The organism is Pedobacter humicola (genome assembly GCF_056490705.1).
In genome coordinates this window covers 85,556-111,858 of sequence record NZ_JBWJIG010000010.1, presented here as the reverse complement: position 1 = coordinate 111,858, position 26,303 = coordinate 85,556, and the positions used below count along the sequence as shown (strand labels likewise).

At 39.2% G+C, this 26,303-nt stretch carries 16 protein-coding genes; 2 read left to right on the top strand and 14 right to left on the bottom strand.

Annotated features, from left to right (window positions below):
* Positions 1-63: 63 nt before the first annotated feature.
* The 5 genes from AC04Q1_RS16325 to AC04Q1_RS16305 all read right to left on the bottom strand — a co-directional run bounded on the left by AC04Q1_RS16325 (position 64) and on the right by AC04Q1_RS16305 (position 9,121).
* Positions 64-1,998, bottom strand: a complete 1,935-nt coding sequence (locus tag AC04Q1_RS16325; protein ID WP_478365647.1) for a glycoside hydrolase family 13 protein — start codon at positions 1,996-1,998, stop codon at positions 64-66.
* A gap of 70 nt (positions 1,999-2,068) precedes the next feature.
* On the bottom strand, positions 2,069-3,073 hold the full coding sequence (locus AC04Q1_RS16320; RefSeq protein WP_478365646.1) for a SusE domain-containing protein: 1,005 nt from the start codon (positions 3,071-3,073) through the stop codon (positions 2,069-2,071).
* A gap of 19 nt (positions 3,074-3,092) precedes the next feature.
* Positions 3,093-4,685 carry a RagB/SusD family nutrient uptake outer membrane protein gene (locus tag AC04Q1_RS16315; RefSeq protein WP_478365645.1) on the bottom strand — a complete coding sequence of 531 codons (1,593 nt, stop codon included), beginning with the start codon at positions 4,683-4,685 and terminating at the stop codon, positions 3,093-3,095.
* 13 nt (positions 4,686-4,698) lie between these two features.
* Positions 4,699-7,674 carry a SusC/RagA family TonB-linked outer membrane protein gene (locus AC04Q1_RS16310; RefSeq protein WP_478365644.1) on the bottom strand — a complete coding sequence of 992 codons (2,976 nt, stop codon included), beginning with the start codon at positions 7,672-7,674 and terminating at the stop codon, positions 4,699-4,701.
* 433 nt (positions 7,675-8,107) lie between these two features.
* On the bottom strand, positions 8,108-9,121 hold the full coding sequence (locus AC04Q1_RS16305; protein ID WP_478365643.1) for a LacI family DNA-binding transcriptional regulator: 1,014 nt from the start codon (positions 9,119-9,121) through the stop codon (positions 8,108-8,110).
* Between the two features lie 735 nt (positions 9,122-9,856).
* On the opposite strand from AC04Q1_RS16305, the gene AC04Q1_RS16300 reads away from it, so the two are divergent.
* On the top strand, positions 9,857-10,216 hold the full coding sequence (locus tag AC04Q1_RS16300) for a response regulator (RefSeq protein ID WP_478365642.1): 360 nt from the start codon (positions 9,857-9,859) through the stop codon (positions 10,214-10,216).
* Positions 10,217-10,349: 133 nt separating this feature from the next.
* Here AC04Q1_RS16300 and AC04Q1_RS16295 read toward each other — a convergent pair whose 3' ends face one another.
* Positions 10,350-10,703, bottom strand: a complete 354-nt coding sequence (locus tag AC04Q1_RS16295) for a DUF6717 family protein (protein WP_478365641.1) — start codon at positions 10,701-10,703, stop codon at positions 10,350-10,352.
* A 65-nt stretch (positions 10,704-10,768) separates the two neighbouring features.
* On the opposite strand from AC04Q1_RS16295, the gene dinB reads away from it, so the two are divergent.
* Positions 10,769-11,869: a DNA polymerase IV gene (gene dinB / locus AC04Q1_RS16290; RefSeq protein ID WP_478365640.1), complete on the top strand. Its 1,101-nt coding sequence runs from the start codon at positions 10,769-10,771 to the stop codon at positions 11,867-11,869.
* A gap of 578 nt (positions 11,870-12,447) precedes the next feature.
* Here dinB and AC04Q1_RS16285 read toward each other — a convergent pair.
* From AC04Q1_RS16285 to AC04Q1_RS16250, 8 genes are all read right to left on the bottom strand, one after another.
* Positions 12,448-14,922 carry a glutaminase family protein gene (locus tag AC04Q1_RS16285; RefSeq protein ID WP_478365749.1) on the bottom strand — a complete coding sequence of 825 codons (2,475 nt, stop codon included), beginning with the start codon at positions 14,920-14,922 and terminating at the stop codon, positions 12,448-12,450.
* Between the two features lie 204 nt (positions 14,923-15,126).
* Positions 15,127-15,969 carry a PKD domain-containing protein gene (locus tag AC04Q1_RS16280; RefSeq protein ID WP_478365639.1) on the bottom strand — a complete coding sequence of 281 codons (843 nt, stop codon included), beginning with the start codon at positions 15,967-15,969 and terminating at the stop codon, positions 15,127-15,129.
* Between the two features lie 13 nt (positions 15,970-15,982).
* The gene (locus tag AC04Q1_RS16275; RefSeq protein WP_478365638.1) at positions 15,983-17,425 is read right to left on the bottom strand and encodes a PA14 domain-containing protein; all 1,443 of its coding nucleotides are present in this window, start codon (positions 17,423-17,425) and stop codon (positions 15,983-15,985) included.
* Between the two features lie 30 nt (positions 17,426-17,455).
* The gene (locus AC04Q1_RS16270) at positions 17,456-19,159 is read right to left on the bottom strand and encodes a DUF4983 domain-containing protein (protein ID WP_478365637.1); all 1,704 of its coding nucleotides are present in this window, start codon (positions 19,157-19,159) and stop codon (positions 17,456-17,458) included.
* Positions 19,160-19,195: 36 nt separating this feature from the next.
* Entirely contained in the window at positions 19,196-20,818 is a 1,623-nt protein-coding gene (locus tag AC04Q1_RS16265) for a DUF5008 domain-containing protein (RefSeq protein WP_478365636.1), read from the bottom strand.
* 29 nt (positions 20,819-20,847) lie between these two features.
* The gene (locus tag AC04Q1_RS16260) at positions 20,848-21,588 is read right to left on the bottom strand and encodes a fasciclin domain-containing protein (protein ID WP_478365635.1); all 741 of its coding nucleotides are present in this window, start codon (positions 21,586-21,588) and stop codon (positions 20,848-20,850) included.
* Positions 21,589-21,607: 19 nt separating this feature from the next.
* Positions 21,608-23,128, bottom strand: coding sequence for a RagB/SusD family nutrient uptake outer membrane protein (locus tag AC04Q1_RS16255; RefSeq protein ID WP_478365634.1), 1,521 nt, complete (start codon positions 23,126-23,128; stop codon positions 21,608-21,610).
* 11 nt (positions 23,129-23,139) lie between these two features.
* Positions 23,140-26,286 carry a SusC/RagA family TonB-linked outer membrane protein gene (locus tag AC04Q1_RS16250; RefSeq protein ID WP_478365633.1) on the bottom strand — a complete coding sequence of 1,049 codons (3,147 nt, stop codon included), beginning with the start codon at positions 26,284-26,286 and terminating at the stop codon, positions 23,140-23,142.
* Positions 26,287-26,303: the final 17 nt, after the last annotated feature.

Here is a 26,303-nt window from a genome sequence, read left to right as displayed (position 1 = left end):
TAGTAGTGAGTATCAAGTATCAAAACATAGGTCATATATCTTAAATCCTTAAACTTTTACATTTTATCTTAGCTCAAGCACTAAGGTGGTTTTAGCGGGCACCTTAATGTTTTTAAAAGCAATGTTTTCGCTGCTAATCACATCTTTTGCTGCGGTAATTCCTTTCGTTCTTTCGGCGAAGCGATCGGTATTTAATGTCTTTTCTTTTTCTGTATTGTTTACAATAACCATTACCGTGCCTTTTGGTTCTGCATTGTAGCGGAAATAAACATAAATATCATCCTGTGGTACAAACTGCATCAGCTTACCTGTTTGTAAAGCTGCACTGTTTTTGCGGAAATTGGCTAAGGTTTTCACAAAGTTGAAAGCTTCATTTTCTTTGTTTGTGCGGCCATCCGTCGTGAATTTGTCTTTTTTGTCGCCTTCCCATCCGCCCGGAAAATCAGAACGGATCAGGCCATCTGGATTGGAGAAATTTTTCATCAAAATCTCTGTCCCATAATACATTTCCGGAATGCCCCGCATGGTTAGCAGAATATTCATGCCCATTTTATATTTATCAAAATCTTCACCCACCATCGAATAGAAACGGCTCATATCGTGGTTATCTAAAAAAATGCAATTGGTGTTGGGGTTTTTATAAAGAAAATCGTGTGCTAAGGTTGCATATAAGCGGTTAATACCATCAACCCAACCATTTTTACCGTTTATCCCTTCGTATATGGCATCTTTTAATGTGGCATCAGTTATACCCTGTAGATGGGTATCAAAACCTCGGTTAACCGTATTGCCACCGGTAAAAAAGGCCTGGTTAGCCACAGCAGTTACCAATGTTTCGCCAAATACGGATAAATGCGGGAATTCTGCCTGAACTTTCAGCGCCCAATCGGCCATGTAAACCGGGTCGTTATAACCGTAAGTATCTAAACGCAAACCATCAATACCTGCATATTCGATCCACCAGATGTGGTTTTGCGTTAAATAATTCTGTACATAAGGATTGGTCTGGTTTAAATCGGGCATTGAAGGCACAAACCAGCCATCTAACATCTGTTTGCGATCTGCTGCCGAGGCATGTACATCCATAACAGTTTGATCGCGGTAACTGGTCTGGGTATATTTTGGCCATTGGTTTAACCAGCTTTTCATCGGTAAATCTTTATAAAACCAATGATGGGTACCAATATGGTTGTGTACAATATCTTTGATCACTTTTAATCCTTTGGCATGGGCAGTCTCTACATATTTTTTGTAAAGTGCATTTGTACCATAACGTGGATCTATTTTATAATGATCGGTTACCGCATAACCATGGTAAGAAGCATGTGGCATATCATTTTCTACTTCAGGAGTCATCCAAACAGTAGTTACGCCTAAATCTTTCAGGTAATCGAGGTGGTTTATTACCCCTTGTATATCGCCACCATGACGGTAATACATGCTATCCCGGTTTAATGCGGTTTCGGCTAAGCCCTGTACCACATCATTGCTTTTATCGCCGTTCGAAAAACGATCGGGCATAAGCAGATAAATAAAATCTTTGTTGGTTACACCCTGAATTCTGCCTGCGCTTTTATCGCGGTTCTTTAATTCGTAAGTATAAGTGAATATTTTTTTGCCGTTAACCATAAAGTTAACCGGGAATTTTCCGGCTTTGGCCGTTGGCGCAATTGTTAAGTCGAGGAACAGGTAATTAGGATTTTCAACTTTGTTCACCTTAACGAGTTTAACGCCAGGGTAAGTTAAAGTAACGGTTGCATTGGCAATATGATCGCCATGTACCAATAATTGTAATTTAGGATTATGCATGCCTGCAAACCAGAACATCGGTTCTACACGCTCCAGCTTTTGTGCAAAGAGCTGAATGCTGCTAACCAGCAAGAGCAGGGTCATGAATATTTTTTTTAATCCCTGTGCATTTGTACTGACTTTAGTTTGAACATTTAAAGCAGAAGAAGTAATGGGTGCAAAAGTATTGGAAGTAAGCGATTTGATCATGCTAAAAACTTAAAAGGTTAAAAACCCTGCAAAGATCAAAAGATCTAAGCAGGGGGATTTTAGTTAATGATTAATTTTTAACAATGGTATATGTATTTGCCGTAACATCTAGTGTGATGGTATAATTTCCTGCTACAGCTACAGCGATATCAGCTCCTCCTGCAGTCAGATTACCTCCGCTACCGCCAAGGTTTACATCCCATTTATGATCTTGTCTGAATTTAATTGCACCCGCAGTTAGGTTAACTGTTATTTTCCATGTGCCCTTACCATCATTGATATATTTCATATCGGTATCCGCATCCCATTTACCTGGAGTTGCATCACCAATAATTGCCCAAACTTTAGCATCAACAATGCTCCATTCTTTGGTATTCATATTAATTTTTAATTGTTTCCAACCCGCTGCTCCAGAGGGCATATCACCGCCGGTGGTGCTGATGAAACCACCGCCTGCATCGCCATAGGCAACATCCCATTTTTTTTCAGGTGTAATTTTGAAATTACTGCCATCAAATTTGATTAGGCCAAGATAGATACCATTACTGGTTAACGACACTAAACTGTCAGCAGTTGCCGGATTCCAGCCCTGATAATTTCCCGGAACATAAATCCATGCCGAAGCCAGATAAGGTGTAGCCGTTAAGGTAATTACATTCGAATACGTCATGGCATTTGCCGCAGCACCTGATTTTAATCTTACCTCAACCTGGGTAGATGTACCAATTGTACCGCCTAAGGCTAAAATCATGGTATTAAAATCATTTACTGTTGGCGAATATGATGTTGTACTGATTACATACTCTTTTGGTGTGGCAAAATTTTTGCCTTTAAGATCAAACTGCAAGGTAGACGTTACCGGTATGGTATAACCTGTTACCGTCGGTGCAGGAAAGGTTAAGGTTAATGCGGGCTTTGTTCCGTTAACCTGTGCCAAACTTAAAGCAGTAGCCGAAGCCGTAAGTGTACCTGCCGCACTCACATTCGAAACGGTTTGTGTTTCTTCTTTTTTACAAGACCAAAGCGATAAGGTTATCAGACTTAAAGCAAGGGATTTTAAAAATATTGTTTTCATCTCTTATACAATTTTAAGATTAATAACCTGTGTTCTGAACCAAATTCGGGTTAACAATTAGATCAGCCTGTGGAATTGGGTATAAATTACGGTATGCAGGAACGCTTGTACCAGATTTTACACCACCTTTAAATGGCCACAAATAGGTAGAGCCTGTAAATTTACCATAGCGTACCAAATCTGTACGGCGGTGTGCTTCCCAGTATAATTCGCGGCCACGTTCGTCTAAATAAAAATCTACAGTTAAAGCTGCTGTTGAAGCTAAATTTCCACTGTTGTTTCCATAAGCACGTTGGCGTAAGGCATTAACATAGTCTAAGGCTTTACCCACATCGCCTCCGGAACCTCCACGCGCTACCGCCTCACCATAAATTAAATATTGTTCTGCTAAACGGAACAGTGCGAAATCAACCGAACTGAATGTTCCATTTAATGATGCAGGTATAGTATTTAGACCAATTATATTTTTAAATTTAGTTACCCTTAAACCATCGGTAAAGGTGCCAATTTCATCAACCGTACTTTTTGCCCCGAAGAAAACCCCACGTTTATCCTGGGTACCGTTTGGATCAGGGAATAAGGCAGGCAGATTCTGACGGGTTCTGTTACCGCCCCAACCACCGTTTGGCACACCATAAGAGGCAGTACCCATATCGGCATTGATACCCGCATTGATGATGAAAGTTGTACCACCGTAGTTGGTACCCGTTACCCCGTCATAGTTGATGGTTAGAATATTTTCGGTGTTGTTGATATTGTTATCAGCCTTAAAAAGATCCATGTAATTGGCTTTTAAAGTATAACCTGCAGCAATCACTTTACTTGAATACGTAATGGCTTCGGTATATTTTGCCGTACCGGTATAAACCTGTGCATTTAGGTATAACCTTGCTAATAGGGCCCAGTCTGCTCCTTTGTCTGCACGCCCATATTCGTTGGTACGGGCATCCGCTAAATCACCTTCAATGGCTTTCAACTCTGATTCAACATAAGTAAACAATGCTGCTCTAGTAGTTTGTTTAGGTGCAACTTTACCAATCTGATCATCTTCGGTAACAAATGGCGGATTGCCAAAAGCATCCATCAACACCCAGTACTGATAAGCACGTAAGAATCGCGCTTCGGCACGGTACCTTTGGATTGCCGTTGCATCAGTACCTGTAATGTTGCGCGAGGCCAGTTTATCTGCAGTACTCTCCCGAAGAAATTCGTTACAAACCGTAATCTGTAAAATACTTCTCGAATACAAGCCGCGTAAAAACTGGTTATCAACCGCCCAGGTAGAGTTGTCCAATTCCGGAATACCGGTATCACCCCAGGCACAGATCGCCTCATCAGTAGTTAATTCCTGTGAAGTCCAGAACAACCTTAAAAAATCGGCAAAGCCAGAGTTTAACCCACCTACATCACTGTTATCAGATCCTGTAGAACTGGTTAATGCATAAGTGGCATACAATTTCACCAAACCTTGTTTGTAACCCGCCGGGGTAGCATAAACCGTAGCCGAGGTTACATCATTGGTAGGCAATACGTTTAAATCGCCTTTTTTGCACGAATTTAATGACAGCAGTAAAACACCTGATGCCAATATTATTTTAAATGAGTTTTTCATTCCTATTTCTTTATTAAAACCCTACGTTAAACCCTAATGTGTATGTACGCGGTCTTGGGTACAAGTTATAATCAATACCACTGCTCAATTCAGGATCAAGGCCTTTGTAATCAGTTACGGTAAAAACATTCTGACAGTTTGCCGAAATCCTTAATGTAGCCGTTCCGTTTTTAGATAATTTACCAGCATTAAAAGCAATACCAGCATTATCCATTTTCAAAAACGAAGCATTTTTAACATAATAATCGCTCAAGAACTGGTTGTTCTGGAAATTAGTGGCAAGAAAATCAGTAGAAGCATTGTTGATTACACCTGCAGAGCTCAAAATATTTGCTCTGATCCCAAAGTTTGAAGAAACGTTATCATATACATAATTGCCCAAATTTGCCCTTAAGGTAGTGGTGAAACTCCATTTTTTGTAATTAAAGGTGGTGTTAAAACCAAAAGTAACGTTAGGATCAGCAGACTTATAGAAGTATTGGTCGCTGGTATTCACTACACCATCACCGTTCAGATCTTCATAAACTCCCTCTAATGGTTTGCCTGATGGATCGTAAACCTGTTTGTATACAAAATATGACCCAGGGATCTGGTTAACCGCATTGTATTTTAAGTGGATACCTGTTCCACCGGTAATATCACCGGCATCTACCTTAAATCCGGAATTTGGGTTTAGGGTTAAGTTGGTTACTTTTCTTTTGTTGTAAGCAACGTTCAATCCAAAATCCCAGCTGATATTTTCGGTTTTAATGGCAGCAAAATTGATGCTTGCCTCAGCTCCTCTTACATCCATGTTACCCACATTCGTGGTTAATTCGTTGTTAAAATTGGTCCCCACCGGGATATTGATTTTACTTAAGAGATCGGATGTTTTTTTGTAATACACATCGATACTTCCATATAAACGGCCTTTCATAAAACCATAATCCAAACCTGCGTTATAAGTAGTGGTGGTTTCCCATTTCAAATCCGGATCGTAAGCCGCTGGTGTATAGTAGTTATAGTAGGTGCTGCCAATCTGGTATTGGCCGGTATTGCTATTGGCATAATATTTAGACAGATAATCGTAATATCCAATACCATCTTTATTACCCGTTTCGCCATAACTTAAACGAAGTTTTAAATCAGAAACAGATTGGCTGTCTTTTAAGAAATTCTCTCCTGAAATTCTCCAGGTAAAAGCAGCAGAAGGAAAATATCCCCAACGGTTATTCTCTGCAAATTTCGAAGAAGCATCTGCCCTTAACGTTCCTGATAAAATGTATTTATCAGCCAGGGTGTAAATAAACCTTCCATAGTAAGAAAGTAATTTATCACGATCGGTAGAGAAAGGAAAAACAGGAACTACCAATGCCTCACCTGTTCCTTTGTAAGAAGTAAAATTGAAACCTGTTTTCGAATTATCGTAATAACCATAGCCCGCAGTTACATCAAAACGGCTTTTGATACTTGCAACGGTATGTGCATAATTTAAATAAAACTCTGAAAGTTTATTGGTTTCGGTATTTAAAGATTGTGTATATGATCCTAATGTAGAAATACTCTGCGCGGCATAAACCGGAACCCTAACAGCGCCTGAACCTTTAGATAAATCGTAACCTAAATTTAAGTTGGCGTGTAATTCTGGTAAAAAGTGAAAAGAATAATCGAAACGTGCATTTCCAAAACTTCTTTCGGCATTTCCATTATTATCGTTTAACCTGATTAAACCAACCGGGTTACGCGGTGCATTGGGGTTTACAGATCCATCGCTCCGCAACCATTCGAAATAATTGCCAAAGTTGTTAGTTGCGCTTACCGATTGTGTTGGATCGAACTGAATAGCTGAACCCACAGCGCCGGCATTTGCAAAATGCGATTGGGTTAATGCTCCCTTTAAATTCAGGTCGATTTTTAAATGATCCTGAAATAATTTTGGTGAAATGCTGATTGCCCCTGTACCACGTGAAAATTTATCGGTGATCAAAAGGCCCTGCTGATCTAAATAACCTGCAGAAACACGGTAAGGCACACCTTTAAAAGAACCTGCAATACTTAAGCTATTGTCGGTAGAAAAAGCATTCTGATAAATTTCATCCTGCCAATCGGTATTCGAATTGCCCAATAAAGCAGTATATTTTTTACCATCATCATATGACGCATTCGGGTTGGCATTAACAAAATCACGGATCTGACCTGAAGATAGAATATCTACCTTTTTGGCTACAGTTGCAATAGAGTTATTGCTGCTAAAGTTGAAAACCGGTGCACCTGAAGCACCTTTTTTAGTGGTAATTAAAATTACACCGTTTGATGCACGTGAACCATAGATGGCTGTAGCATTAGCATCCTTTAACACCGTAAAGGTCTCGATATCGTTCGGGTTTACCAACGATAGCGGACTTGGTGCATTGCCAATAGAGTTACCGCTAAATGGAACACCATCGATTACGATTAAAGGATCATTACTTGCGTTTAAAGATGCACCGCCACGGATACGGATAGTGCTACCTACGCCCGGCTGACCACTATTGGAAATAATGTTCACACCGGCTACCTTGCCCTGAATTAACTGCTCAGGTGTAGTAATGGTACCTTTTTGAAAATCTTTTGAATTTACTGTAGTAATGGATCCGGTCAGGTTTTTCTTTTCTGCCGTTCCGTAACCGATTACCACAACTTCATTAAGTTTTTGTGCATCTGGCACCAGTTGAAAATTAACAGTTGCATTTGCCGAAACGCTAACTGCCTTGTCGAGGGTTTGATAACCGATAAAACTTGCAGATAAGGTTACCGAACCGTCTGATAAGCCTGCAAGTTTAAAATTACCGTTTACATCAGTTGATGTACTTCTTGTTGTACCTTTTACAACTACGGAAGCACCGGGTAAGGGTTGGCCGGTTTCGTCGAGCACCTTACCAGACACTGATCCGGTTTGTGCTTTTACCATTAATGCTGAAAAAACCAACAGCACCAAAAGCCCCTGTTTTAACAGGTAAAATACTCTCATATTTGAAGCTCGTTTAAGTATAAAAATTTGGTTAAATATTATAGTGATTTACACATAGGCCTAATTTACAGCTGTTAATGAGATTTCAAAATTTATTTAAAAAATATATTTTCTGATAAAATCACCGGGCTAAACCGATGGCAAAAATCAACTATTTTGTAGTAGTAAAAAGCCACAATAAATAATTATTTAATTTTCAACTAATTAAAATACAATGACTTACGAATGTAAAAATCAAAATTAATGTGTAATTATTACACTAAGCCATTTTAGGGCATTTTTTCGGGAACGTTCCCGAAAAAAACAGATCAAAATTCGGTCATCTTTCGGGAACGTTCCCGAAAACTGGTCATAATTCTGCTTATTTTACACTAAGTGAGGAAAATTATTGAAATTTTTTGGGTGAAAAATTCCCCGTTTTTTGGGGTCTTTTTTACCCGTTTGCGGTCGAATTCCGCTTGATAATTTTAGACGCCAAAACCACCTCATTTGATCCGTTTTTATCGGCATGATCATCCAGAATGGTGAACAGTAATTTCGCCGCCTGCTCCCCTATCTCGGTGGCTGGCTGGGTAATGGTGGTGAGCGAAGGATTAAGCAATGGGGCAATTTCCAGACTGGAGAAACTGATCACTTTTAAATCTCTGGGGATATTGAGATTAAGATCATAACAGGCATAGTAAGTGGCAAAAGCCAAACGTTCTACCGAAGTAAAAACACCATCAGGTTTTAACTGTGTTAACGCGTTTTTAATGATTATGCTGTTTTCCTCATAACTGTTGCTGCAATCCACAATCAGGTTTTCTTCAAATGGAACCCCATGTTTGGCCAGTGCATCAATATAGCCCTGCATACGGGTCTTTCCAATAGATAAACTTTTGTTCACCACCAGGTAGGCAATTCTTTTGCAACCCTGCTCGATTAAATGCTCGGTAGCCAGGAAACTGCTGTTGTAATCGTTTGTAATGACCCTTGGGGTATCAATGTCTTCATAAATCCGGTCGAAAAACACCAGGGGTAATCTTTTTGCACCAAATTTATTCAGATAATTATGGTCGTTTGCCTCACCCGAAACCGACATCACAATGCCATCGGCCCTTCCATTGTGCAAATGGCGGATAAAGGTGACCTCTTTTTTGTAATCATCGTCGGTTACATAAATCAAAATATGGTAACCATTTTCCCTTGCTACACGTTCGATCCCATGAATGGCCTGCGAGAAATAATTGTTGGCCAATTCGGGAACGATAACGGCAATGGTTTTGCTTTTCTGCTCTCTTAAATTACTGGCGTAATGGTTGGGCTGATAGTTTAATTCCTTCGCCTTGGCTAGTATACGCTCCTTAGTGGCACCATTAATGTCACTGTTGTCCCTAAAAGCCCGCGAAATTGTAGAAGTAGATAAATTTAAAGCTTCTGCTAACTTCTTAATATTAATACTATCCATTTTTGGCTATTCAACCCAATTAATTTGAATTAACGCTGTAAATATAAACTATAAATGTTCGAAATATCCGACAAGCGAATACAAATTATCAATTTTGGAGAAAGCTGGTGAAAGAATAGTACATTTCATTTCAAAACAATAATACCGATATCGTAAATACCTGGGCTTATGTAGAACAAATCACATGATCTAAAAGTAATCTTATATTTAATACACTTCGCACATTATCGATGATTTAACCACTAATCGTTAAGTATATATCATGGGACAACATGTATTGCACATGAACAGTATGTCCGCAGCAAGTCCGCATATAGTCCGCGTTTTATCGCAAAAATGCGGATTATACCTGGCATTTAACTGGATTTATTGTATATCAATGTACAATATAGTATATCTCAAAGTCATCATGCAATCACATCTATAGCTTAAGCGTAGCATGATATGCAACCTTTGTCTCTAGAAAAACAGATTGAAAATCATTTTTGGCAATCCAGATTTAAAATCAGTACGCAAAAAACAACACGGTTGTTTAGGCGCCAATTTCAAAAACAAACTCCTCGTTGGCCTTCATTTTAAAAGCGATTTTGAAAAACATTGATCAGGGCAAAATACTTCAGATAAATATTCATTTTTTTTAAAACAAAAAGCATCTTTACAGCTTTAATATTAAATAGTATTAATCATTTCCTCACTACCTACGCAAAACAAAAAGAATGGAAATAAAACTACAAAATGGCAAATAAAAAAATACTCATTGCAGATGATGATGAGGGCATTGTTGATGCTGTGACGATGATTTTGGAAGTGATGGGTTACGATGTGGAATACACTTATGATGGCGGGGCGGTAATTGATGCAGTAAAAAACAGACCAGATTTAATTCTGCTTGATATCTGGATGAGTGGGCATGATGGCAGGGACATATGCAAACAGCTTAAAGGCGATCCTGAATATAAAGAAATTCCCATTTTAATGATTTCGGCCAGCAGGGATATCAGGCAATCGGCTATGGATGCGGGTGCGAATGATTTTATGGAAAAACCATTCGAAATGGATTCTTTATTGAACAAAGTAGAGATATTGTTGAATTAGGTCTATACTTTTCCCGGAGGCGTCACTCTGATCCGATAACTATCGGATTTATTTCAGGATCTATGGTGCATTACGATCGCTTTACGCCAAACAGATCCTGAAACAAAGTACAGGACGACGATCGCGAAAGATGCTAATCAATTTCCTTAAAATAAATGCGCTCGGGCAATTGCTTAAAAACAAATTCAGTTACGTTACAGAGCCAAAGCTTATGGTGCTTAAATTCGCCCCTAAAGCTTTCTAAGATATAGTCTCCTCCGCCACCTAAATTTTCCTCACGCACATAAACAAGATCCAAAATTTCGGCATTTTTCAGGTGGGCATCAGCCATCAGCAGCTTACACTCATTCTCAGTAACGGCTATCCAGTTTAATAATTCATCCGCACCTTCTACCATTTGCAGGTCGGCCAGGTCCCCGCCCCATTCGGGAATGTCGGCATACCATTCGTGTTTTGCGTTTTTATAAAAGCGGATTGCTCTTTCCATATTTTGTAAAGAAAAAAATTCTAATCCAATAATACTAAAATAAATAGCGAAATTTAGCTAATCCAATGGCCGACGAAACCGCAATACCTTTAAGAAAGATCATCCACATTGATATGGATGCTTTTTATGCGTCGGTTGAGCAACGCGATTTCCCCGAATACCGCGGGAAACCACTCGTAGTTGGGGGTAAGCCCGATAGCCGTGGAGTGGTATCTACTGCCAGTTACGAAGCCCGTCAATATGGGATCCGTTCTGCAATGCCATCAAGTAAAGCCTATCAGCTCTGCCCCACAGCCATCTTTGTCTATCCACGTTTCGATGCTTATACTGCTGCATCTAAAGCCATCAGAGCGATTTTTAGCCGCTATACCGACATTATTGAACCTTTATCATTAGACGAGGCTTATCTTGATGTAACGGAAGATAAACTGGGCATTGGATCGGCCATTGATATTGCGCAATCGATTAAGGATGCGATTAAAAATGAGCTGAATTTAACTGCGTCTGCAGGGGTATCGACCAATAAATTTGTAGCCAAGGTGGCTTCGGATATGAATAAGCCTGATGGTTTAACCTTTATTGGTCCCTCGAAAATCAAAGCTTTTATGGAAAAACTCCCTGTGGAGAAGTTTTTCGGTGTGGGCAAAGTTAGAGCGGCTAAAATGAAGGCCATGCAGGTTACTACAGGTGCCGATTTAAAAAAATTAACCGAATCACAGTTGGTTGCCCAATTCGGAAAATCGGGAAGATTTTATTATAAAATAGTACGTGGCATTGATGAACGCCCGGTGAGGGCGAACCGTGAAGCCAAATCAGTAGGTGCTGAAGATACTTTTGCAGAAGATACCAACGAGGATTCGGTGATGCACGACCTTTTGAAACAAATTAGCGAAACGGTGGCCACACGCCTGGAGAAATATCAGCTGAGCGGCAAAACAGTTACCTTGAAAATCAAATTTGCCGATTTTAAACTCATTACCCGTAGCCGTTCCTTCGCTACTCCGATTAATAAAGCAGAAGTAATTTATGCTGAAGCGATTAAACTTTTGGAAGAAGCAGCTATTGGTACTACACAGATAAGGCTTTTAGGGATCACCTTATCCCGGTTCTATGATGATGTGGTGATCGAAAAGCCAGAAGATAATCAGTTGGAATTTGAGTTTTAGGAATACCAATCGTAATTGCGAGAGGGCTTTTTCAGCCGACAGCCATTTCAAAACGGTCGCCTTTTTGGAACCATATAAGGCATAGAAGCATTATGTACAAAACATTGTTTATTTCGCTCGATGAAATACCAACTGATAGGATTAAACCGATCAATTTTTATTTGGAGCGCAAGGTCTGTGCAAAACAACAAATCCCTTCCCGTTTTATGCTTTTACGCTTCGCTTCCTCGTTCCTCGTCGCTGCAGGGTAACGCTTCAACCGGGGCTAAGTCACTAAGACAGTATTTCATTTTTAAGGCTGCAGGGTGCTCAAACCTGTGTTTTTTAAACCCCTGCCTGCAGCAGGCAGGCGATAAAACGGAATAGCCCGGGGCGCAACGAGGACTATAAGCGAAAGCGGGACTACAGACCGCCAGGAACCACAATCCAATCATTTTCTAATACTAAACATTCCTGGCCTTATTCAATAATATTTAATCTCAGTCGGAAAGGTACCGACAATCCTCTAAAGAGGGGAATAAAAAAAGGTCCTGCAAATGAAGGCAGAACCTTTAATTGTTAATTTAGAGATAAAACTCTTATTTACCAGCTAATTTATCGGCCAGCATTTTCATGTAAAAACCACCAACTACGCTACGCGCTTTGAAGTTATCGCGTATGCCTGTGTTCGAATCATAAAAATCGTTCAAAGGCACTCTCGATTCGGTTTCGATAGCATGTTTATATACCGGATGTACCAAAGCTTCGAATTCTCTTTGCGTAGGCGCAAAAGTAGCAGTCCACAAAATCCAGTCGTTTTTAGTGTATGCTTTTCTGCTATCCAACGGAATACCATACCTGTTCTGTTTGGTCAGGTAATATTTGGTTTCGGTATCATAAATTTTTTGAGGGAACAAATTTAGATTTAAAACCTTATCCCAAACCAGGTTATATTTTTGGCTCCAGGTATCCTTATTATCGAAAGTTAAGGCATAATGATCGCCTGCATCGGCCATCTCAATCCATTTTGGCACCATGCTTTCGGCAATTGCGCGGTATTTTTTTGCCACATCGTCATAACCCAACGTTTGGGCCATCTGCGCATAACAGGCAATACCTACTATCGCTTTTACCGATAAGTTGGCATTACGTGCCAGGTGACCGGCAAAATCATCCGTACACAACTGCGTTTTTGGATCCAAACCTTCTTTGGTTAAATAATCAACCCAAGTGGTTAAAGTTTTCCAGTGTGCCTTGGCATAATTGGCATTTCCCTGCGCTTTGGCAATGGCAGCGGTTAAAATAATCATGTTACCCGATTCTTCCACAGGCATTGGCTCGCCGTAAGTTTGTCCGTTGGCCAATGGGTAGGTACCTAAATCGTGAGCCGCCCAAGGGTGTGGATATTTTCCGCTTTCGCTGAAATAGAAAATACCATTTAACATGCCCTGTAATAACTCAGGATTATAAATCAGGTAGAGTGGTGCAGATGGATAAGTTACATCAACGGTATTGATGAAACCACCGCTGTTGTTTTCTTTTGATAACCATAAAATTTCGCCTTGCTGACTTTTAACCAAAGTATGTGCTGCAATGCTCTGACGGTAACCTAAAACACATAAATCGGCATATTCTTTACCGCCCGATTTTAATGCATCGGCATATAAGGTTTTGTTAAAAGCTTCGCATTTTTGGATTACGGTTTTGTACTCGTTGGCAGCAGCAGTTAATTGCCCTTCGATGGTTTCTTTACCAGAGGTATTCCACCATGGCCTTAAGTTTTTATTAAAGTACTGAACAGAATAAATTTCATCGTAACCCAGTTCTACATACTTTTCGACAGCAGCTTTGCCTACAGCACCAAATGGAATAATGGTATTCAGGGCAAGCATTTTGCCTTGTTTAGCCGTTGAAGCTGAATTACCTTTTCTAAACGCATCAGCGGCATCTTTTTCTGCAGTTACAAATTGAATCGCATTGCTTGTTTTTGGAGCGGCTACATAAAAATAACCCCAATCAATACGCATATCATCGCTTGCTTTTTGCAGGATTGGCTGTTCTACTGTTCCTGTTTTTAAAACTGACAATTTAGCTGTACTGTATTTACTTGCCGTAACTTCTTGTGTAGGGCGATAAACTGCAATATTTGATGATGCACTGAGGTAAACTTTTACCTGGTGTGTTTTACCATCATTTGCTTTTACCTGATAAGAAACATAAGAAACCGGACGTGCAAACAATCCTAAATCATTCATTAACAATGGCGAGGTAAAGGTTAATTTCAAATCGATTTTACCACAAGTGAAGTTATAGATTGTTTGCGTAGCATTGATATCAACACTTTTCTGTTTCGCAATCTGTACTTTTTCGGCATTATCCTTTAATTTATCCACAAGGCCAAAATCAAGGAAGCGGCCACCAGCGGTATTTAATAAGTGGATGGCGATTACATTTGAACCTGCTTTTAAGGCATTTTTATCACTATTGTTTAAAGCAACGTAATGAAAACTGTTTGTCCAGCCTTCTTTGGTATAGACTTTCTTTCCATTTAGGTAAACCTCAATGTTATCGTCGTGGTTTATTTTTAAAAACAGCTCGTTAATCGATGCCGGGTTTGCCACATTAAAGGTTCTTCTTACCCAGATATCTTGCGATTTCCAAAGTGTTTTTACATTTTTTGCATCATCACCAATCGGTGCAGCACCAGTTTGCCAGTTGCCTGCACTGTAGCTTTCAGCTTTCCAATCACCCTGAGGTGCGGTTTCGGTATATTTAACCTCATAACCCTTTTCATCAGAAGCTGGCACGATGGTTTTGTAGGTAGTGGTTTCTTTACCTAAAAAGCGATAAATTCCACCATCAACATTAATTAAACCCAAAAGAGAATTATCGGCCCCTGTCCAGTGTTGGGTAGAAGATTCGTTTAATTTATCGGTGGTAGACCAGATACTGAAATAGGTATTGTGCGTAATTAAGGGATAGGCCGGTGCCTTCCGGTCCTGCGCCTTTAGCAAACCGCTTGCAAACATGCAGCCCAGTATGCCTAAGAATTTTAAAGTGTTGATTTTGTTCATCATTTGTGTGTATTGAGATCTGATATTATATTCTGGTTAGATTTAACTGTAGTTAAACGTTTTACTAAAGTATAAAATATAATTTAATTTTGATAGGGAATTCAAACTTTTAATTGTCCAGATGACAATTAATATCGACCATCAAAAAAAATACATAGAGTTTTTAAGCTCTATGTATTTTTCAAATGGTGTATAAAACCTAAACTAAGGTTGTTTTTTGTTGATTGTCCACTCGGCCAATTGAAACACCCGGCTTCCCCTATTCGATTTAATATATAAACGGTAAAATTTATAAGCAACAAAATTATCAAAATGGAAAAGTTTAGTTTGTTTTCTACTGGCCCCTTCATTGGTATTCTCCCAAGGACACACGGTAACGGTGTGCAAATCAATATACTGAATCCCGTCTAAGGAGCCTTGTAAAATCCAGAACCTTGGATCACGGTCTGCCGCGTCGTTACCTGAAGTTAAGGTATAGGCACCAACCACTTGGGGTGTTGTGAGCTCGAAGGTACATTTCTGCGTACCATCGAAACCAGCCTGTAAGAATTTCGTATTCACATCCTGATCGACAAGCTTTTTAGAACCCTCACCGGAATCGGCGCCTGCACCTGCTTCGAGGTTAACCGAAAATTTACCGCCAATGGTTTTCATATAATTTTCGCCACAGATTGAATAATTTATGGTAGGATCTACAACATTAAGCAACACTTCTTTGGCTGCAGAATAGCCTTGGCCATTCCTGGTGGTTAGGGTAACCTTATATTTACCCGGAAAACGGTAGGTGTGTTTTGGATTGACCAAAACAGAAGTACTGTCGTCACCAAACTGCCATAACAAACTTTTATAGTTTGTAGAACTCCCGGTAAACTGGTATTCTAAAAATTTTAAGGTATCTGGCTTTACATAGGTAAAACCTGCTGTTGGTTTAGGTTCGTCTACCACCTGAACCACCTCTTCTGCATCTTTCTTACACTTTACTGTTGTGATTACAATAAGTATTAAAAGAGATAGAATACTGAATAATCTTTTTGTGTTATTTTTCATATCTTATTAATATTTAAGGTGTTGGAAATAATTGAGATTTTGGGACAACACGTGCCCCATTAATACCCGCAGATGGAACTTCGTATTTAAGTCTTGCCTGCTGTCCACCCACGTTTTCACGATGATGAGCTTCTATTTTATATTTCACTCCTCTTTCCAGATGGATAGTCGCATTCCTGGATGGCTTATCCCACTGCGTTGTATAATCATTTACCAGGGCTACACCGTTTACATATAATCTTGCCCCATCGTCCCACTCCGTTTGATAAAATATGTAATCACCTCTAACTGGGGCTAAAAACTCTCCGGTCCATTTAGTAGCAAAATTATCTCGGCTTAACTGCGTTCCGCTAGCATTTTTTACATTGTCTGGCCAATCATCACCGCCAAAATTAATTTGTTCATCAACTCTGGTTACGAAGGGTGCACGTCCATCATCAGGATCCAATTGCGTATTGGTATAGTATTTTGCTGTTAAACCAGTACCTTTTCCGGTGATGTAAGAGTTATTATCTAAGTTTACATTAGGATCTATCACAACAATTAATTTGCTCTTGGTAGGATGAATCACATGGTTTGTGGCGTCGCTAATATTTAAGGCAAATGCAAATTTCTTATTTGCCGCAATATTGGCATCAAAAACAGGCCATGGGATCTGAAGTCTGACAATAGAACTTGATGCCCCAGTTGCAAAGCGAACCAGTGTATCAAGTGTATAATCTTTTGCTGCCAAATGGATTGCATCTGCAGGTAAGGTGCCATTACCCACTAGAGTGGTTATGGTATCTACATTATCCCTAATTTTGATATTGAATGCGGTTGATGGCTGATTCTCTAAACTTACAACAAGTGGAATGGTTACGCCAGCTGGCCCTACAATGTAGTCGCCTTTATAAACCACATTGTAAATACCGCCACCTTTTAATGTTAAATAGTGTATATCGGTGGGTTTTAATAAATCGGCGGTATTCACAATAACCAAAATCGTCGACTTACCTGCTGCGATTTTATTTCCTTTACCCGGCGCCGACAGCTTTAATGCAAAAACAACCTTTTTACCATAATTACGTTCCAATACAGATCGACGCACGATGGCTACTCCTTCGCTGTTATCGGTTCCATAGGCAACATTGATGACGTTAGGGTACTCTACACCAGCAGATGGCATAAGTAAACCGTTGGTAATTGTACCATTATTAATTAACTGCGTAACGGTATCGTTATTTAAGGTTAAACCTACCTGAAAGGCTTCTTCTGCAACCCCGGTTAAAGAGATTTTAAAAGGAACTTTAACATATTCATTGTCAATTGAAACATTTCCGGCTACAATACCTTCCCCTGTTATACTCCTAACGGCAGCATCTGGTAATTTCAAATCATCTACTTGTGATTTCCGACAAGAATAAACACCAATGATGCTTAAACTTACCAATGCGATGTATATAATTTTTTTCATTTTATGCTATTTTAAATTATCAGCTAATCCTTATTGATCTAACCAAACCCGACCATCGAGTCTCCAGGCCTGTTTATTGGCAATTTTTAACCAGTTTATAATCTGCGCGGGTATATCTGACGTTTGCGGAACAAATATGGCCAGCGTTTCTGGTGCCGGTGGACAGATTAAATCGTTAAAATTTTCCCAGTTATAAGTTCCCTGAAATTTAAAGTCGTGCGCCTGAGAACTTAAATCAGCCATAATATCGCCATTCCCATCAGTTGCAGGCCAATACCCTACCAGGAAATTAAAGTATGGATGACTTTGATCAATTGAAGTTTGACAGGCATAGTTGCTGATCATTCCATCCGGAACAGAAAATTTAAAAAAACGAATATCACTTACATATACATCGGGCTCTCCGTGTCCATTTCCATTTAGAAATCCCAATTTTAAAGGGTTCGAATTTGCCAACGAGCCTGAGCCGGTGATTTCAACCTCATTGTTAAAACCGCCATTGGTGTAGGTACGAACAAATCTTTGTCCATTGCGCACCTCTATTTTGGCTGTTAAATTTGTCCATTTCCCTTTGGCGAAACTTCCACCTCTACACTGATGATAATCCCCATCCTTAGTCCCTCTCCATTCAAAATACCAATAGTCTTCTTCCAGATAAATCACCCAACCCACACTTGGGTGACCACCCGACCACTCGTTACGTTTGCCTAAAACACTCGGCCAAAAGAACTTGTCTTCGTTCTTTTTAACCTTAAGTTCTATGGTTACTTTTGTGGTATCGTCTATATTATAAACATTTGCGTCAGCAGCATCAACTTGTGCCCTAACGTCCTGCCCTTTAAAACGGATCGTTTTGCCTAAGTACCTGTTACCCGTAAATGGTTTGGTCAGAATCCTTTTGCTATAGGTTGGCGCATAGTAAATTACAAATGAATTGGCTTTAGTTTGACTAAAAATGGTTTGATCGTCGGCATTTGGAGGTAAAGTATAAGCCCCGCCTGCACTTGATGCGATCACTACCAACCATTGCTCATTGTTGTAGTTTGGGCGTTTTGTTAATGCAGTTAAGATTTCGCCTACCGAGGTATCGAATTTTTCGATAGCTGCTTTATAAGCAGGAAAAGAAACATCATAACCAGACCCGGCAGCAGCTCCTGCGGCATTAATTCCTGTAAAGTGGCCTACAACGACAGCTGATGTATCGCTTGTTAAATTGCTGATCAAGCCTGCTTTAACTGCATCATCATTTGCCACCAAATTACTCACATCAGCCCCTGTTGTTAACGATTTAAAAACTGTTGACGAGGTATAGCTAACAATTTTCGAATTTGGGTTTGTCTCTTTAATTCTATTGAAGATAACCGGATAATTCTGCAGGTCGTTATTGGTTAAGTCATCAGTGGTAACTTTATGTTTATCTTTTTTAACCCCTGTTAACATGTTTGCCCAATTTGTTGCATTTGCAGTTGCATCAGGATCGCTTAAACCTACCCAGCTATAGATAGCGTGTGGTAAAATCGCATCTATATTGGGTGTATTGGCATCTAATACAGATTGTCCTCTTGCTCCATCAACAACTAAATAGAGTACCTTACGGTTTCCGTATTTAACGGTTGTGGTATCGTTGGCATTCTTGTCTCCAACCGTTCTGTCGAATTCCTTATTACAGGAAAATATGGCCGTGGTGATTATTGCTGCGATTAAGCCAATCAATAATTTATATTTTTTCATCATACTCGTCTTAATTTATATTTTGCTTAGCTTATTCCACTATTCGATGGTTACCCTAATAATGTTGTAATAGGGTAAATTATCAAAACGACTAAAGCCACCGATTAACAATAAAGCTTTTTTACCATCAGCCGATTTGGTTTCGATCACATCAGACAGACTACCGCTAAAAGGACCGGTAGAATTGTACCCTTTTGCCAATGATCCTGTTGGTGTTAGCACCATAAAACCATTTCTGGTAATGTTATTGTATTTTATAAAATATCCGCTTACTACAATCAATCCATTATTCAGCTGTTTTGCAAAACCAGGAAAACCGCCTTCAAATGAGCTGGAAGCAAATGTTTCATCTAGCGTTCCATTATCATTTAAAACTGCCAAGCCAGGTGCTGGTTTGCCATTGTATTGTGTAAAGATTCCGGTAATTACATATTTTTTTGTCGTCGTATTATAGGTACACGAAGCAATCGTATTATCTGCACCTGAACCCGGCGTAAAAGAAGGATCGATATTTCCGTCGGGATTTAAACGAACAATACGATTAGCCGGTTGACCATCAAATGTATTAAAGCTCCCAAATACAACCAGTTTTTCCAATTTCTCGGCATCCGTATGCATATAAGTATCAATAGGTCCATTTGCACTTTCTTTCCCTTTATTGGTAGTGGTGTTAAAACGGAATGTTTTATCAAGGCTACCATCTAAATTAAAGCGCAATATCTGACGAATTTCAGTGCTATCTAATATGACAGTATCTCTTGAGAAATCATAATTAAACTGATCATAGGTTCTTTTTACATAGTACCTAAAATCGCCTGTTGCTAAAATTTTTCCTTTATGGGCATATACACGGTTAATAAAGCCATTGGTACCACCATTAAATTTTGGAAACCATTTCTGCGTAACCGTATCAGTAAGCGTTGGCTTTCTTTTGGTTTGGATTTTTATCGTGTCTATTGCACCACTGGTAAATAAACTGGTGATGTTACTGATGTTTTCAGTACGCTGGTTAAATCCGCTAAAGCCTCCGGCAATAATAAAACGGCCACCAATTTCTAAAATCCTAGACAAACTGCCATTCGCACCTTTTCCTGTACGGAAAGTCCGATCGTATTCTCCATCGATTGATGTTCTGGCAATTCTATTGATTGGAACCACCCCGCCTTTGTTATCAAAGTTATTAAAATTACCAACCACGATAGCTCTTCCATCAAGCATTTCGTACACCTGGCTAACATAACCATTGGTTCCGGCTATCGCCTTGAATGTAGGGTCGATTTGAATAAGCCCGGTTACGGTAAACGTTGGGCCAATAAATAATTGATCGCCAATGGCAATTGACGTTACGCCTGTACTTCCACTTTCCGGAACCTTTACCTTTATTTCAGTAGCGGTAACACTCACTACTTCGGCTTTTTCGCCATTAAACATAAAGCTCAACTGATCCTTATATTTATCAAAACCAGTAGCTTTGATGGTTACAGTTGTACCCACCAGTCCAATTGCCGGTACAGGGATATCGGTTTGCGAAATGGTCACGCCCAGAGGTGGTTTTGCATCAGCGTAAGGATCTGGGAGCACTTCGTCTGCCTTTTTACATCCTTGAAAGCTAAAAGCAATCAAAGCGATTATTGCGAATATAAATTTAATTTTTTTCATCATTTAATTTCTTGAGGTAAACCAATTATGACTTATTTTGAGGGATCAGAAGGCGCCAAACCACTAAAATATACATCATTAAAAAAATCATTTCGGTTAAAACCAAAATAAGCACCACCAACAATATCATTATAAGCTAAGGCATGTACTACACCATTGGTGGGTTTGATATCAGATGATGATACCTTATTGATATACCAATTATCATTTGGTTTTGAAGCATCAGGTATGTAAGTCAAATTGAGCTGGCGGTATCCAATGTATTTGATATTGTTTGCGGTAGCATAGGTTACCCCAATATTAGAAATATTACCTGCAAGAGAATAGTATAAGCCACCAGGATACACACTCTTCACATCAAAATCTATCTGTTGATAATCCTTTAACCTATTCACTCCCTTAAACATGTAGCGTTGCAAATACCTCTTCCAGATTATCGGACTAATCTGGTCTAAAGTTTTAACAGTGTCTTTTCCTGCATAAAAAAGGAATGCATTTAATCCATCCGTTTTAATCGTTCCAATTGTTTTTTTGATTACCTCATCATCAGGCGCAAAAAAAGTAAAGTCGTCATTAGAAAATGTGCTTTCTAAACCCGCAAGTTTTACAATTTTAGCTACGGTATCAAAAGGAACTGTTTTAGCCTGTAAATATTGAAGCATGTTGCCTTTAAAATTAGGGTCGGCTAATCCCCCGTCACGATAATACTCATCCCTCTTACAAGCATTTAATAAAATTAACAGGGCAGCACAAGCAAAAATTAGCTTTTTCATATGTCTTTTATTATAATAATTAATTACCTCCATTAACCCAATAATCATTTAGTTTCATGAACGGATTGTTGTTCAGTGCATCTGAGCTTATAGGCCAGGTCCAGGCACCACGACTAAATTTATCTGATGTAAGTACATTGTAAGAATACTGACTATTTAAAATTCTCTTTGTTCTTACCAAATCGAAGTAATGATGGCCCTCGCCGATAAGCTCCCTAGAGCGTTCGTAAAAAATAAATTCTTTAAGGTCGCCCATTGAAGGGGTGTATGGAGATGCGCCAGCGCGACCTCTTACCAGGTTTACCAGTGTTATGGCTTCGCGATCTTCATTTATATTTGCGAGAGCCTCTGCAGCCAGTAGGAGTTCTCCACCATACCTAAAAATCATAAAAGTATTATCAGGATTGGCGTCTTCTTCACCGACAATAAAAGAGTTCTTCGCATATTTTAACAACATGAACTTTCCGTTGTCGGCAAAAATATCTTCATTAAACCAAGTTGTGATCCTTTTATCACTACCATCCTGAAAAAGTTTCTGCATGTACTCTCCCCTGTAGTAAGCAAAACTTACGCGGTGGGTATACTCTGGTCTTTTATAGGGGTAATGCAAAAACATATCGGCAATTGGTGCAACGTTCAGTACCGCATCACCATAGTTTATACTTTGATAAAATTCAAATAAACTTTCATCCGAACGGCCCTTGATCACCGTTGACCACTCTGAAAGGGGTAATAAGCGGTAAGCATTACTCTGAACCAGTTCTCTACCCAAATCTGCAGTAGCCTGATAATATTTATTTGCATTAGCGCCGTCAAAACCTGCATTCCACATATTCATTTCCATCATTAAGGCAATAATACTTCCCCTGCTTGCCCTTACGCCCTTTAAAGCCGGATCGTTATAGGTATATGGAATTTCATTTTTGTGACTAGCTAAATCGGCAATGCATTTATTGAGTACCGAGACAAAATTTTCACGAGGTAATGATGCAGAGTGAAATGCATCAGTATAATACACCACATCTCCATACAACCTTACCATGGTAAAGTAACAAAGTGAGCGAATAAACGCAGCCTCAGCTTTGAACTGGCCTTTCTCCGTATCGCTAACGCCTGGTATTCCCTCATCTAATTTTGCGATTAAGATATTAGCGCCTTGAATGGCCCTGTAATAACTTGACCAATTGGTTATCCTGTCAAAGTTGTAATAATCCCAGGGCTGTCCTCTCCTGATCAGATTTAATAGATCGTTTCTACCTAAATATTCAACGAATTCGCGTGATGGCGCATTATCAGACTGGCTTTCGTGCAGCACCTCTCCCGATCTATATTCTCCAACAGCACCGATATAATGTGTTTCGTTTATTTTGCTGAAAACAATCCTCGATAAATCATAAATATTGGCCACCACGTCGTCCTTAGATTGGAAAAAGTTATTTCCCGTTAATTTATCTAAAGGCTGTATGTTTAAAAACTTTTTACATGAAGGCAAGCAAAAAGATGCTGCAATAACTAAAGTGTAAATGATAACTTTTTTCATAATAAATATTTTTAGTTGCCTGTATTAAGTTCTAAGTTTAAACCAATGTTATATGTACGTGGCACAGGATAACCGTTAGAAATATCGCGACCTAATGCGGTTACGTTTTCTGGATTCGGGCCACTGTACTTAGAAAATGTGATCAGGTTATTGGTTGAGCCAAATATCCTTAAATTGGCAAGTCCGAATCTGCGTATCAACTTCTTGTCGAACATGTAAGAAAGTGTTAAGTTGTTGATTTTCAAATAAGAACCACTTTCTTGCCATAAAGTTTGATCGGCTCTTAATGGTTGAATACTTCCATAACGTGAAAAATCATAAGGGTATGGGTATTTAGCTACATCGCCAGGTCCCTGCCAGATATTCAAATCACCTAAAGGTACTACTGCATTTAAGGCAAACGGATCTCTCATGATGGCAATACGATCGGCCAGGGCATTATTTAAAATTGTTCTATCTGCGGTATAACTTGCATACACATTTAAACCCCAGTTTTTATACCTCATGGTAAATGATAACCCACCTGTAAACAATGGCTGTGAGTTTCCGGTAATTTCGTAATCTCTGCCATCCAGGATATAATCTCCGTTAACATCTTTCAGGATCGGGTCGCCCCCATAAAAGAAGGTATTATTGGTTTGATATCTTTTTCCGGTAACCGGATCTACAGGTACATCGGCATCAGTACTGTAAACCCCCTGGTTAATTCTCAAATAGTTTGATAGGGTATTTCTGCCCACACGGAAAACATTATGTTGCAGATAACCGGAACCATCAAAGCGGATATATTGCCCATTATACTCTTCTGGTAATTTTAACAGCACGTCGCGGTTATACGCTCCGTTTATGGAGAAAGATAAATCAAAGTCCTTACTGGTGATGGCTTTTACATTTAAGCTGATTTCGGTACCGTAATTGGCAATACCCAAATCGTTGCTCGACAATTTATTAAAGCCCGTAGTATTTGATAGAATACGGTCGAACAATAAATTATCTACCTTTTTAAAATAGGTATCCACAACAATTGAGAATCTGTTCAGGAAGCCTATATCAAAACCCAGATTGTACTGGCTTGTAGTGGTTGGCTTTAGTGCCGGATTTGGAATTAAATCGTAGTTAATACCAATGGTCTGCGTATTGTTGTAACTTCCATTTAGGTTATAAATACCATAAATACTTTGAAGATTACCTGTTGGTACAATATTTTGGCCCCATGTTAATCTTAAACTACCATAGTCTAACCATTTTTGATCGGTTAACCAGTTTTCTTTATTAAAATTCCACCTCAAACCAACTGAAGAGTTTTTAGAATATGGATTTTCCAAACCGCTTGATGATGTACCATCTAAACGATAAGAGAATTCGGCAACATATTTTTTGTCATAATCGTAAGATAATGAACCTGCAAAAGATGCAATGGTAGCATTTTTATAGCTACTTAACACACCACCACCTCTTGAGTAATAACCATCGTAACCTACAGGCCCCTGTAATTGGTCATTTGGAATTCTTTCTTGTTGGGTTATTGATGATTGTGAGCCTTGTTTATAAATTTCGTTAAATGTGTTAATAAAGAAATTGTGTTTTTCGCCAAATGTTTTAGCATAGGTGATTGCATTTCTATTATACAACTGGAAATTTCTTCCGTTATAATCATAAAGTTTGGCAAACTGTCCGTTGGCTGCAGCAGGCGTAAATGTTGTTTCAGTATCCGATGTATAATCATAACTTAAGGTTGAAGATGCTGCAAAACCTGGTATAAATTCGTAACGGGCATCGATATTTGCTCTTAAATTTCTGGAATTGTTATCATTCAGTGTTTGCAAAGCCGATAGTACCCCGCCCGATGCCTGATAAAAAGATGGTGGAGGCAAAAGTGTTGATGCCTGTCCATTTGCAGCTACACCCGATTGAAGTAAGCCGGCACCATTACCCTTATTCTGTTTACCTACCGAGCCATTAACAAAACCGAAGAATCTAAATTTATCATTCGGTTTAAACTCCATGTTCATGTTCAGATTGTAACGGTTATAACCCGTGTTTTTAATTACCCCTTTTTCGGAGTAATAGCCCATATTGGCTTTATAATTGAACTTCTGATCACCACCATCCAAGGCCAGGTTATGACTTTGGTTAAAGGTAGTTTGATAAAATACATCCTGCCAGTCGGTAGAATTGTTCCAGTATGCATTTAAACTATCAGCAAGGAAAGGTGTATTGCTAATCCCTCTGATCTGATTAATGGTTTGGGCATTTAAAATAATCTGCTGAATCTTCAATTGACGTTCTGAATTACCACCTAATGTTTCGCGTAGTTTAGGCGGTGCATTAACGAAAAAGTTCGATACGTATTTAATACGCGGCACTTTCGAGTTACCTCTTTTTGTAGTAATGATAATTACACCATAAGCACCTCTCGATCCATACATTGAAGTTGCCTGCGCATCTTTCAGGATCTGAATATTTTCGATATCCTCCTGAGGGATCAATGATAGCGGACTTACGCCAGGGCCTTGTGTCTGAAAACCAAACTCGGCTGCTTTATCGGCATCCAAAGGCACACCATCTATAATATATAATGGCGAGGTAGGTTGTAAAAACGAATCGTTACCACTACCAGAAATACTTAAACTTGATAAACCACGGAGCTGTACTGATCCCCTGAAACCCGGCGCACCTGTATTGTTCTGAATATTTAATCCTGGAACTTTACCCTGTAAAAGTGTTTCTATATTGGAAACAGGTATATCAGATACATCTTTTCCGGTAAGCACCGTTACCGATCCGGCAGTAGTTTCTTTTGGTCTGTTCTGATAGGCTACAATGATTACCTCGCTCAGATCTTTGCGGTCTTCGCCAATAGTAACTGTAATATTTGTTTGATTGGTAATTTTAACCGATTGGGTGTTGTAACCTAAAAATTTAAATAAAAGAGTTCCTCCAACAGGTACGTTAACCGAAAACTTTCCATCGCCATTGGTTTGCGTTAAGCCTTTATTGGTGGCCTGCAAAACAACCGATACGCCTGGCACCCCTTGTTTGGTATCTTTATCTAAAACCCTACCATTTACAATAATATTTTTTTCTTGCGAATAGGCATTCGTACCACATATTATACATACAATAAGTAATGTATATAAAAGTATATTTCTTTTCATAATATTAGCTTTATTGA

Bases quoted from the DNA above. Each gene is read 5' to 3' on its own strand.
- AC04Q1_RS16270 (WP_478365637.1), bottom strand. From the start codon at position 19,159: ATGATGAAAAAATATAAATTATTGATTGGCTTAATCGCAGCAATAATC.
- AC04Q1_RS16260 (WP_478365635.1), bottom strand. From the start codon at position 21,588: ATGAAAAAGCTAATTTTTGCTTGTGCTGCCCTGTTAATTTTATTAAAT.
- AC04Q1_RS16285 (WP_478365749.1), bottom strand. From the start codon at position 14,922: ATGAACAAAATCAACACTTTAAAATTCTTAGGCATACTGGGCTGCATG.
- AC04Q1_RS16255 (WP_478365634.1), bottom strand. From the start codon at position 23,128: ATGAAAAAAGTTATCATTTACACTTTAGTTATTGCAGCATCTTTTTGC.
- AC04Q1_RS16320 (WP_478365646.1), bottom strand. From the start codon at position 3,073: ATGAAAACAATATTTTTAAAATCCCTTGCTTTAAGTCTGATAACCTTA.
- AC04Q1_RS16250 (WP_478365633.1), bottom strand. From the start codon at position 26,286: ATGAAAAGAAATATACTTTTATATACATTACTTATTGTATGTATAATA.
- AC04Q1_RS16275 (WP_478365638.1), bottom strand. From the start codon at position 17,425: ATGAAAAAAATTATATACATCGCATTGGTAAGTTTAAGCATCATTGGT.
- AC04Q1_RS16305 (WP_478365643.1), bottom strand. From the start codon at position 9,121: ATGGATAGTATTAATATTAAGAAGTTAGCAGAAGCTTTAAATTTATCT.
- AC04Q1_RS16310 (WP_478365644.1), bottom strand. From the start codon at position 7,674: ATGAGAGTATTTTACCTGTTAAAACAGGGGCTTTTGGTGCTGTTGGTT.
- AC04Q1_RS16295 (WP_478365641.1), bottom strand. From the start codon at position 10,703: ATGGAAAGAGCAATCCGCTTTTATAAAAACGCAAAACACGAATGGTAT.
- AC04Q1_RS16300 (WP_478365642.1), top strand. From the start codon at position 9,857: ATGGCAAATAAAAAAATACTCATTGCAGATGATGATGAGGGCATTGTT.
- AC04Q1_RS16315 (WP_478365645.1), bottom strand. From the start codon at position 4,685: ATGAAAAACTCATTTAAAATAATATTGGCATCAGGTGTTTTACTGCTG.
- dinB (WP_478365640.1), top strand. From the start codon at position 10,769: ATGGCCGACGAAACCGCAATACCTTTAAGAAAGATCATCCACATTGAT.
- AC04Q1_RS16280 (WP_478365639.1), bottom strand. From the start codon at position 15,969: ATGAAAAATAACACAAAAAGATTATTCAGTATTCTATCTCTTTTAATA.
- AC04Q1_RS16325 (WP_478365647.1), bottom strand. From the start codon at position 1,998: ATGATCAAATCGCTTACTTCCAATACTTTTGCACCCATTACTTCTTCT.
- AC04Q1_RS16265 (WP_478365636.1), bottom strand. From the start codon at position 20,818: ATGATGAAAAAAATTAAATTTATATTCGCAATAATCGCTTTGATTGCT.